This window comes from Variovorax sp. 01T439_2, assembly GCF_056398445.1.
Window position 1 is genome coordinate 1 of sequence record NZ_JBFTPJ010000117.1, and the last position, 9,349, is coordinate 9,349.

Here is a 9,349-nt window from a genome sequence, read left to right on the forward strand (position 1 = left end):
GTGTTGTTGTGTCCGTTTCGGGATTCGAGGCAGCGGCCGCGCGGAAGTTCAGCTCACAGCAGCGAGCGCACTTCGCGCGCCGCCTCGAAGAGCAGCGGCAGCATCTCGCGCTGGAGCGTCTCTTCCTGGTAGCGCGTGCCCGACAGCACCACGTTGAGCGCGGCCACGGTGCGGCCCTGCATGTCGCGCAGCGGCACCGCGAGCGCCTGCACGCCGAGTTCGTGCTCTTCGCTGGCAAAGCAGTAGTCGTCCTTGCGCACGCGGGAAATCAGCTGGCGCAGGCCGCGCGCCTGGGTGGTGGTGTGCGGCGTGAGCCGCGCAAGGTGGCGCCCCTTGAGCCATTGCGTGAACTGGGCCGGCGCCATGGCCGCGAGCAGCACCCGCCCGGTCGATGTCGCGTGGGCCGGCAAGCGGGCGCCAAGGTGCAGGCCGTAGGCCAGCACGCGGGTCGGCGTGCCGTAGGCGCCGCTGCGCGCAATGATGACCGCCTCTTCGCCATCGAGCACCACGGCCGAGAACGATTCGCCGGTCTGCGCCGCCAGCCGGTTCAGCGTGGGCTGCAGCGCGCGCGGCAGCCGCGACGACGCCAGGTAGCTGCCCGAGAAACGCAGCACCTTGGGTGCCATCCAGAAATAGCTGCCGTCGGTCTCCAGGTAGCCCAGGTGGGCCAGCGTGAGCAGGTGCCGGCGCGCGGCGGCGCGCGTGAGGCCGGCGCGCTCGGCGGCCAGCGTGGCGTTGAGGCGCTGGCGCTCGGTGTCGAAGCTTTCGAGCACCGCCATTCCCTTGGCGATGCCCTCGATAAAGTCGGCCTTGGCGATGGTCATTTCGGTCAATCTGCGAAGTGTTGCGCGATGATCGCGCAGCCATTCGCATGATCGCACAGTGCCTTGCCGCACGCCGCGACAGCCTGCCGCGTTCGCCCTACGCTCGCGGAAAACCCATTGGAGACACGAACATGCGCACACAGGTCGCGATCATCGGCGCAGGCCCGGCAGGCCTGCTTCTCGGACAGCTGCTTTTCAAGGCCGGCATCGACAACGTCATCGTCGAGCGGCAGAGCGGCGACTACGTGCTCGGGCGCATCCGCGCCGGCGTGCTCGAGCAGGTCACCATGGACCTGCTGGCGCGCGCAGGTGTCGATGCGCGCGCCAAGGCCGAAGGGCTGCCCCACGACGGCATCGAGCTGCTGTTCAAGGGCGCGCGGCACCGCATCGACATGCATGGCCTGACAAACGGCAAACAGGTCACGGTCTATGGCCAGACCGAAGTGACGCGCGACCTGATGGAAGCGCGTTCGGCCGAGGGCCTTGCCACCATCTACAGCGCCGCCAACGTCAGCCTGCACGGCTTCGATTCGCAGCGCCCGCGCGTGCGCTACGAAAAAGACGGCCAGACGCACGAGATCGAATGCGACTTCATCGCCGGCTGCGACGGCTACCACGGCGTGAGCCGCGCCAGCGTGCCGGCCGACGCCATCCAGACCTACGAAAAGATCTATCCCTTCGGCTGGCTCGGCGTGCTGGCCGACGTGCCGCCGGTGTCGCACGAACTGATCTACGCCAACACCGAGCGCGGCTTTGCGCTGTGCAGCATGCGCAGCGCGCACCGCAGCCGCTACTACGTGCAGGTGCCGGCCGACGAGAAGGTCCAGAACTGGAGCGACGAGGCCTTCTGGAATGAGCTGCGCGCACGGCTCGACCCCGAGGCCCGCGAGCGGCTGGTGACCGGCCCTTCGCTCGAGAAAAGCATTGCGCCGCTGCGCAGCTTCGTGGCCGAACCGATGCGCTTCGGCGCGCTGTTCCTGGCCGGCGACGCCGCGCACATCGTGCCGCCGACCGGCGCCAAGGGGCTCAACCTGGCAACAGCCGACGTGGGCTACCTCTCGCGGGCGCTCGAGATCTTCTACGGCGAGAAATCGGCCTCCGCGCTCGACCGGTATTCCGACCTCTGCCTGCGCCGCGTCTGGAAGGCGGAGCGCTTCTCGTGGTGGTTCACCTCGCTGATGCACCGCTTCCCCGAGACCGGCGCCTTCGGCCAGAAGATCCAGGAAGCCGAACTTGACTACCTGGTGCATTCGCACGCGGCCTCCACCGCGCTGGCGGAGAACTACGTCGGCCTGCCGCTCGAAGACTTCTAGCCGGCCGCCTCGAGCGTCTTCTTCATCGCCACGCCGCCCTGCACCATCATCGGTTCGATGTAGGCGGCCAGTTCGTCGGRCAGCACATCGGTGATCCAGACGAAGCGCGAGCGCCCTTCGCCCAGCGCGAACACCTGAGCCGAGGCGTGGTGGTGGCTCGCCTTGCCGCCGGTCACGGTATAGGCCAGCCGACTGTTGGCCTCGTCGATGCCCACCAGCAGTTCACGCGCCACCAGGCCGTTGGCAAAGCTCACGATGCGCGCGCCCTTGCCGTCCAGCTCGCAGCCGGTGAGAAAGCCGGGCGCAAGGCGCGTGTGCACGGCGCCGAAATCGCGCAGTGCGTCCCAGACGCGCGAGGCATCGGCTTCGACGATGAATTCCTTGTAGATCGTTGCCATGGTCGTGCGCCTTCAGGGGCAGGCCGCCGCATCGCAGCACCGGCTTGCGGCAAGGTCTGTGGCTTTCAGTCCGATGGGGTCGTACATGGCGATGGCTTTCTGCTCGACGGGTGGATCAGGCGGTCATCATCGAACAGTGCGGCCAGGCGGTCTTGGAAAATCTTGCGGTCGCCCTTGGCGGCCTGGCGAAAGCCGCGCGGCGATACCCCGGCCGCGCGGTGGAAGGTGCGAACGAAGTTGCTCAGGTCGGCAAAGCCGACGTCGAAGGCCACGTCGGTCACGGGCCGGTCGTCATCCGCCAGCAGCCGCGCCGCGTGGCGCAGGCGCGAACGGACCAGGTACTGGTGCGGCGTGACGCCGAGCACCTGCGAGAACAGGCGCAGGAAGTGGAACGAACTCAGTCCCGCTTCGGACGCCGCGGTTTCGAGGCCGATGTCGCCGTGCGAGTTCGCGTCGATCCACATCGCCGCGTCGACCGCACGGCGCCTGTCGCGTGCCGCAGCGGATGGCGGCGCGGGTTTGCTGCGCCCTTCCACCACCTCGACGAAACGGCTCGCGAACCACATGCCCAGCTCGTCGAGGCCTGCATCGCTGCGCCCCTCGGCCGCGGCCTGCGCAAGCTCGCCAAGCACCATCAGCTCGGGCAGCGGCGGAAGCCCTGCCGTGCGCCAGGTCCGCCGGTCGCCGCCGACCAGGTCGACGAAGCCCGGCGACAAATGGAACGCCAGGCATTCGTCGCCGCAGACATGGTGGTCGTGGGTGCAGACGTATTCATCGCCCGGGCAACCCACCAGCACGGAGCCGGCCACCAGTTCATAAGCATTGCCGCGCGTGCGGTAGCCGAAGCTGCCCTTGCGCACGTACGAGATCGAATATTCGGCGTGCACCTCGGTGAACGGCCGCGCGCCAGGTTGGGCGTCGCAGCGGTAGCTCGACACGCGGATCGCATCGGTCTGCAGTTCGGTGGTGACGAGCATGGTGTGTGCGCCCTTCGATCACCCGGCCCGAGGATGCTCAATCGACGGTGTGCATGGCCTGCCACACGCGCGCCGGGCTCAGCGGCATGTGCAGGCGCGGAGCGCTGGCCGCAAGGCCGTTGCGCGCGAAGGCGTCGGCCACGGCGTTCACGATGGCGGGCGTGGCGCCGATGGTGCCCAGCTCGCCCACGCCCTTCACGCCCAGCGGGTTGTTGGCGCACGGCGTCGACTCGTCCATCTCCATGTGGAACATGGCCTGGACGATGTCCGCGCGCGGCGCCGCGTAGTCCATGAGGCTGCCGGTGAGCGGCTGGCCGGTTTCGTTGTCGTACACCACCTGCTCGTACAGCGCCTGGCCGATGCCTTGCACCGCGCCGCCTTCGAGCTGGCCGCGAACGATCATCGGGTTGATCACGCGGCCCACGTCATTGACCGAGCTGTAGGCCACCACGCTGATCTCGCCCGTGGGCGGATCGATCTCGATCTCGCAGACGTGGCAGCCGTTGGGCCAGGTCGGACCGGCCACGGTGCTGGTGGAGTCGACGAATATCTCGCGCTCGGGCTGCTTGCCTGCCAGGGCGAACAGGTCGAGTTCGAGATCGGTGCCGGCCACCGTGAAGACACCGCGGGTGTAGGTGATGTCGTCGATGGCGGCTTCGAACTCCTGGGCTGCGAGTGCGCGCGCCTTGTCGATGGTGCGTTCGGCGCCGATGCGGACCGCCGAGCCGCCGGTGAAGAGGGAGCGCGAACCAGCGCTGCCGAAGCCGTCGCCGCGGTCGGTGTCGCCGAGCACGACGCGCACCTTCTCGATCGGCACGCCGAAGGCATCGACCGCCAGCTGCGCAAGCGAGGTGGCAATGCCCTGCCCCATGGCGTTGACGGCGGAGAACACCTCGATCACGCCATCGGCCTGCACCGAGACCGTGACGCGCTCCTCGAACACATTGCCGCCGGTCCATTCGAGAAAGGTGGCAATGCCCAGGCCGCGGTGCTTGCCGTTGTTCGCCGACTCGGCGGCCCGGGCGTCGAAACCCTGCCAGTCGGCCAGCGCCAGCGCCTGGTCCATCACCGACTCGAACTTGCCGGTGTCGTAGGTCTGCGCCATCGGGTTCTTGTAGGGCATCTGCTCGGGGCGGATGAAGTTGCGGCGGCGCAGCGCGATGCGGTCGATGCCGATCTGGCGGGCGGCCTCGTCCATCAGGCGCTCGATGGTGAAGATCGCCTCGGGACGGCCCGCACCGCGGTAGGCGCCAGTGGGCGCGGTGTTGGTGAGCACCGCCTTGAAATGGAAGTCGATGGTCTGGATGTCGTAGACGCTGGTCTGCACCCAGGGGCCGATCAGCAGTTGGATCGCAACGCCGGTGCCGGTGGCATAGGCCCCGACGTTGGCCAGCGTCCTGATGCGCAGCGCAAGGATCTTTCCGTCCGCATCGAGCGCGAGCTCAGCCCTGGCCTCGATGTCGCGGCCGTGCGCGCTCGAAAGAAACTCCTCGCTGCGGTCGGCCACCCACTTCACGGGGCGCCCGACCTGCAGCGCCGCAAACGCAACGGCAATGTCCTCCGGATAGGCGCCGGTCTTCATGCCGAAGCCGCCGCCCACGTCGCCCACCACCACGCGCACCTTTTCCTTGGCGAGGCCGATGGCGGCGCACACCGAATCGCGCACGCCCGACGGCATCTGGGTGCTCATGCGGATGGTGAGGCGGCCCGATTCGGCGTCAGGCGCGGCGAGCACCGAGCGCGGCTCGATGGTCAGCGCCACCACGCGCTGGTTGACCACGTCGAGCGCCACCACGTGCTTGGCCTTGGCAAAGGCGGCGGTTGCGGCGTCGCTGCTGCCATGGCGCATTTCGGCGGCGACGTTGCCGGTGGCCTCCTCGCACAGCAGCGGCGCGCCGTCGGCGGTGGCGCTTGCGAGGTCGACCACCATGGGAAGCGCTTCGTAGTCGACCACCACCGCCTCGGCGGCATCGCGTGCCTGCTGGACGGTTTCGGCCACCACCGCGGCCACGGCCTCGCCCACGAAGCGGGCTGTGCCATGCGCCAGGGCCAGGCGCGGAGGGCTGGCGCAATCGCTGCCGTCGGCCCGCTTGAAGCCCACGGCGCCCGGCATCGGCTTGACGCCGGCCTCGGCCAGCTCGGCGCCGGTGATCACGCGCAGCACGCCGGGCATGGCGGCAGCGGCGGCCGTGTCGATCGACACGATGCGCGCATGCGGATAGGGAGACCGAAGGAAGACGAGATGCGTCTGGCCGGGGAGCGCGACGTCGTCGGTATAGCGGCCTGCGCCGGACAGCAGGCTCTCGTCCTCGAGGCGGCGCACTGCCTGGCCGCTGCCGAAACGGGTGGGGATGGAATCAGTGGTCAACGTGGTCCTCTTGGGCAGGCCTGTACCGGGCGACGCCGGCCCGGCGGGTCCGCATGGAGTGTGCAAATGGGAAGCAGCACTATATGGGCTTCGGATAGTCTTGTGCGCTTCACGGGCAGCGCCTGTGGCGCCCGGGCCGCAATCGTTTGCCTTCCCGCTGCGGGACGGGCATTTTCCCGGCCTCGGCCGAAGCCCGGGCGAAGCCGTGTATACCTACGGCCATGCAACAACTGCCCTGGCTCGAACCCGGCGACGCACTGCCCGACCCCGCCTCCGCCTGGGGCGAGCACGATCCCGTACCCGGCCTGCTCGCCGCCGGCGGCGCGCTCGACGTCGACACCCTGGTGCACGCCTACGGCCGCTGCGTGTTCCCCTGGTTCAGCGAAGACCAGCCGATTCTCTGGTGGAGCCCCGATCCGCGCATGGTGCTGCAGGTGGCCGAATTCAAGCTCCACCGGTCGCTGCGCAAGACGCTGGCGCGGTTCACCCAGACCGCCGGCTGCGAGGTGCGCATCGACCACGACTTCGCYTCGGTCATCGCGGCCTGCTCGCAGTCGCCGCGCACCGGCCAATCGGGCACCTGGATCGTGCCGGACATGGTGCAGGCCTACATGGCGATGCACCGGGCCGGCCACGCGCACAGCGTGGAGACCTGGATCGACGGCCAGCTCGCGGGCGGCCTCTACTGCGTGGGGCTGGGGCGCGCGGTGTTCGGCGAATCGATGTTCACGCGCCGTCCGGACGCCTCCAAGATCGCGCTGGCCGCGCTGGTATGCCTGTGCCGCCGCTTCCAGGTGAAGATGATCGACTGCCAGCAGAACACCTCCCACCTGGCCAGCCTGGGCGCCCGCGAAATGTCGCGCAGCCGCTTCGTGGCGCACGTCGCCCGGGCCCGGGAACAACAGGGCCCACAGTGGCATTTCGAGCCCGTATACTGGGCAGAACTCCTTTCCGCGCGACCTTCCGGACCGACGTGACGCACCTCAAGGATCTTCCGCTTCACACGCTGCAGTTCTACGCGACGGCGCCCTATCCCTGCAGCTACCTGCCGGACCGCCAGGCCCGCTCGCAGGTGGCCACGCCCAGCCACCTGATCCACAACGACGCCTACTCCGACCTGGTGCTCAGCGGCTTCCGGCGCAGCGGCATGTTCACCTACCGGCCCTATTGCGACGGCTGCCGCGCCTGCATACCGCTGCGCGTGCTGGTCAACAGTTTCCAGCCCAGCCGCAGCCAGCGCCGCGCCGTGAAACAGCACCAGAACCTGCTGGCGCGCGTGCTCAAGCTGTGCTTCGTGCCCGAACACTACAAGCTCTACCTGCGCTACCAGACCGGCCGCCACGCCGGCGGCGGCATGGACCACGACAGCATCGACCAGTACACCCAGTTCCTGCTGCAAAGCCGCGTCAACTCCAGGCTGGTCGAATTCCGCGAGGCGCTGCCCGACGGCACGGCCGGCGCGCTCAAGATGGTGTCGATACTCGACGTGCTGAACGACGGTATCTCCGCGGTCTACACCTTCTACGAACCCGACAGCAGCGCCGGCTACGGCACCTACAGCGTGATGTGGCAGATCGAGCAGGCGCGCAAGCTCGGCCTGCCGCACGTCTATCTCGGCTACTGGATCGAAGGCAGCGCCAAGATGAACTACAAGGCGCGCTTTGCGCCGCACGAGCTGCTGATCGACGGACGCTGGCAAGCACCATCCGATTTCACAAGGTAAAATGGCGCCCGGTCCACACCGCATCGCGCCATGAGAAAAAACCAATCCGACGTTCCTGCCGTTCCAGTCATCCAGGTGATCGAGCGCATGTTCGCGCTGATCGACGTGCTCGCCTCCCGCGAGGAGGCCATTTCGCTGAAGGAAATCAGCGAGAAGACGGGCCTGCACCCCTCCACCACCCACCGCATCCTCAACGACCTGGCGGTCGGCCGTTTCGTCGACCGGCCCGAGGCCGGCAGCTACCGGCTCGGCATGCGGCTGCTGGAACTCGGCAACCTCGTCAAGGGCCGGCTCAACGTGCGCGACGCAGCCCTCGGGCCGATGCGCGAGCTGCACAAGCTCACCCAGCAGCCCGTCAACCTCAGCATGCGCCAGGGCGACGAGATCGTCTACATCGAGCGCTCGTACAGCGAGCGTTCGGGCATGCAGGTGGTGCGCGCCATCGGCGGGCGGGCCGCCCTGCACCTGACCTCCACCGGCAAGCTGTTCCTGGCGGCCGACGATCCCCAGCGCGTGCGCAGCTACGCCACGCGAACCGGCCTGGCCGGCCACACGCGCAACAGCATCACGCAGCTGCCCGCACTCGAGCGCGAGCTGTCGAAGGCGCGCCAGTACGGCATTGCGCGCGACAACGAGGAGCTCGAGCTGGGCGTGCGCTGCATGGCCGCCGGCATCTACGACGACCAGGGCAAGCTGGTGGCGGGGTTGTCGATTTCCGCGCCAGCGGACCGGCTGGACGAAGGATGGCTGCCCAAGCTGCAGGCCACGGCCAACGAGATCTCGGGAGCGCTGGGCTACAAGGATGCCGCAGCGGCGGCGGCCGCGGGCCCTGCGGCAATCGGTACCAGCAGCGCTTCAGGCCCCGGCGGGGGCTGATCGGCCGGCCCCGCCGGCCGTTCTCGACATGCCGCCCCTGTTCAGGGCGGCGGGTTCGATCAGCCGGCGACCTGGTAGGCCGCAGTGCTGCGCGATGCAGCCGGCAAGCCCGTCGAGGCGTGCGTGGCCTCGACCCAGCGGCGAACACGTTCCGCATCGGCAATGCGGCTGAACTTGCCGGCCGAATCCAGGAACACCATGATCAGCTTGCGCCCCGCCACCTTGGCCTGCATCACGAGGCACTGGCCGGCTTCGGAGATGTAGCCCGTCTTCTGCACGCCGATTTCCCAATCCGGGCTCTTCACGAGACGGTTGGTGGTGTTGAACTGCAGCACGCGGTTGCCCACCTCGACCTGGTATTCAGGCGAGGTCGACAGCGAGCGCACCGTGGCGTCGGAATAGGCGGCATTGACGAGCAGCGCGAGATCCTGCGCGCTCGACTGGTTGCGGCTCGACAGGCCGGTGGGCTCCACGTAGCGCGTGTCCTTCATGCCGAGCATCTTCGCCTTGGCATTCATGATGCTCACGAAGGTTGCGAGGCCGCCGGGATAGGTGCGGCCCAGTGCATGCGCCGCACGGTTCTCGCTCGACATCAGGGCCAGGTGCAGGAGCTCGCCGCGCGACAGCGTGGTGCCGACCGTCAGGCGCGAACGGCTGCCTTTTTCGGTGTCGACGTCGTCCTGCGTGATGGTGATCAGTTCGTCGTTGGGCAGATGCGCTTCGCTGATCAGGAGGCCGGTCATCAGCTTGGTGAGCGATGCGATCGGGAGCACCGCATGGTCGTTCTTGCTGAACAGCACTTCGTGCGTGTCCTGGTCGATCACCAGCGCAACGCTCGACTTCAGGTCGAGCGCGTCGTCGGTTCCGTGC

At 68.3% G+C, this 9,349-nt stretch carries 9 protein-coding genes; 4 read left to right on the forward strand and 5 right to left on the reverse strand.

Annotation, left to right across the window (positions count from 1 at the left end):
• Positions 1 to 53: 53 nt before the first annotated feature.
• Positions 54 to 824 (reverse strand): IclR family transcriptional regulator domain-containing protein, encoded by a 771-nt coding sequence (locus AC1DOC_RS08155; protein ID WP_012747493.1) that lies wholly within the window; start codon positions 822 to 824, stop codon positions 54 to 56.
• Between the two features lie 131 nt (positions 825 to 955).
• On the opposite strand from AC1DOC_RS08155, the gene pobA reads away from it, so the two are divergent.
• Positions 956 to 2,137, forward strand: coding sequence for a 4-hydroxybenzoate 3-monooxygenase (gene pobA, locus AC1DOC_RS08160; RefSeq protein WP_018906091.1), 1,182 nt, complete (start codon positions 956 to 958; stop codon positions 2,135 to 2,137).
• On the opposite strand, the gene AC1DOC_RS08165 is transcribed toward pobA, so the two are convergent.
• The 3 genes from AC1DOC_RS08165 to AC1DOC_RS08175 all read right to left on the reverse strand — a co-directional run bounded on the left by AC1DOC_RS08165 (position 2,134) and on the right by AC1DOC_RS08175 (position 5,880).
• On the reverse strand, positions 2,134 to 2,535 hold the full coding sequence (locus tag AC1DOC_RS08165) for an SRPBCC family protein (protein ID WP_478129642.1): 402 nt from the start codon (positions 2,533 to 2,535) through the stop codon (positions 2,134 to 2,136). The genes pobA and AC1DOC_RS08165 overlap by 4 nt on opposite strands.
• 65 nt (positions 2,536 to 2,600) lie before the next feature.
• A complete protein-coding gene (locus AC1DOC_RS08170) occupies positions 2,601 to 3,512 on the reverse strand; it encodes an AraC family transcriptional regulator (RefSeq protein ID WP_018906092.1) in 912 nt (303 codons plus the stop codon).
• A gap of 37 nt (positions 3,513 to 3,549) precedes the next feature.
• The gene (locus AC1DOC_RS08175; protein ID WP_012747489.1) at positions 3,550 to 5,880 is read right to left on the reverse strand and encodes a xanthine dehydrogenase family protein molybdopterin-binding subunit; all 2,331 of its coding nucleotides are present in this window, start codon (positions 5,878 to 5,880) and stop codon (positions 3,550 to 3,552) included.
• A gap of 221 nt (positions 5,881 to 6,101) precedes the next feature.
• Between AC1DOC_RS08175 and aat the strand changes: the two genes are divergently transcribed.
• Genes aat through AC1DOC_RS08190 form a run of 3 tightly spaced genes read left to right on the forward strand, consistent with a single transcriptional unit; the run spans position 6,102 to position 8,479 of the window.
• Complete coding sequence (gene aat / locus AC1DOC_RS08180; protein WP_012747488.1) at positions 6,102 to 6,857, forward strand: leucyl/phenylalanyl-tRNA--protein transferase; 756 nt, start codon at positions 6,102 to 6,104, stop codon at positions 6,855 to 6,857.
• On the forward strand, positions 6,854 to 7,603 hold the full coding sequence (locus tag AC1DOC_RS08185; RefSeq protein ID WP_012747487.1) for an arginyltransferase: 750 nt from the start codon (positions 6,854 to 6,856) through the stop codon (positions 7,601 to 7,603). Before aat ends, AC1DOC_RS08185 begins: the two co-directional genes overlap by 4 nt.
• Positions 7,604 to 7,633: 30 nt before the next feature.
• The gene (locus AC1DOC_RS08190; protein ID WP_018906093.1) at positions 7,634 to 8,479 is read left to right on the forward strand and encodes an IclR family transcriptional regulator; all 846 of its coding nucleotides are present in this window, start codon (positions 7,634 to 7,636) and stop codon (positions 8,477 to 8,479) included.
• Between the two features lie 59 nt (positions 8,480 to 8,538).
• Here AC1DOC_RS08190 and AC1DOC_RS08195 read toward each other — a convergent pair.
• The coding region (locus AC1DOC_RS08195; RefSeq protein WP_478129643.1) for a serine hydrolase at positions 8,539 to 9,349 on the reverse strand (811 nt) is incomplete at its 5' end.